The 958-nt window shown below is 56.6% G+C and carries 1 protein-coding gene; it reads right to left on the bottom strand.

What is annotated here, in order from left to right; all coding sequences use genetic code 11:
* Positions 1 to 161: 161 nt before the first annotated feature.
* Positions 162 to 958 (bottom strand): DUF4113 domain-containing protein (locus DW49_RS0123585; protein ID WP_024421443.1); only part of this gene is annotated, 797 nt, incomplete at its 5' end.

Below are 958 nucleotides of genomic sequence, written 5' to 3'. Positions count from 1 at the left end.
AAACTCAAGAGAAACTATGAAAGCGTCATAGCAATGGCCTGCGCTTTTCTGTGGCTACCAATGTGAAACGGGAACAGACCCTAGGCAATGTTTTCGACTGGAGTACTGTCCCAGCAATCCAAGTGCCCGCCCGCGACTGGATCCTCACCCTTACAGAGCTCCTACAGGCTTTTCACCTCCCACAACTGATCGAGCCTGGTGGTATAGCTCTGACTCATCAGCTCGCGACGCATAGCCCATTGCGGATTGGAGGGAACGCTCCCAGCTCGTAAAGTCCCTCTGCCCCAGCGTGTATTGATCTCGTCCAGGACTCCCATGACCTTCTCCGAAGATGCCGGCTGCGAAGCTGCGAACATGTCATCTGTGAATTCGCCAGGCTGTCGCAGATCCAGCAACAGTACCTCAGCTTTGCTGTACTTGAACCCCGGTCGAAACAAACGATTTACTGCCTCAGTCGCCGCCCTGGTCATCAAGCGCACATCGTTGGTGGGGTACGGCAATTCAACCAAAGCGCCGTTGGCGTACTTGGCTTCCTCAGGATTGAACATGCCGGTACGGATGCTGACGCGGATCTTCTTGCACAGCGAACTTTGAGAACGGAGCTTCTCCGCTGCACGCTGGGTGTAGGTGGCCACCGCCTCTTTGATCGGCTGAACGGTGGTTAGCCGTTTCCCGAACATTCGACTGCAACAGATCTCCTGCTTTGGTGGTGCGGCTTCGCCCAGCTCCAGGCACGGAGTACCTGCCAGTTCACGCGCGGTCTTCTCAATGACCACGCTGAACCGGTCGCGCAGAGTGCGCGCATCAGCTGTGGCCAGGTCCATCGCGGTTCGGATGTTCATCGCTTCCAGGTGGGCGGTCATCTTCTTTCCTACGCCCCAGACTTCAGAGACCGCGGTATTGCGCAGTACCCAGTTGCGGTTATGCACGTCGCAGATGTCTACAACGCCGCCAGTAT

The sequence above is a fragment of the Pseudomonas avellanae BPIC 631 genome (assembly GCF_000444135.1).
Lineage (GTDB): Bacteria > Pseudomonadota > Gammaproteobacteria > Pseudomonadales > Pseudomonadaceae > Aquipseudomonas > Aquipseudomonas avellanae.
This window is presented reverse-complemented; position numbering and strand designations above follow the sequence as displayed.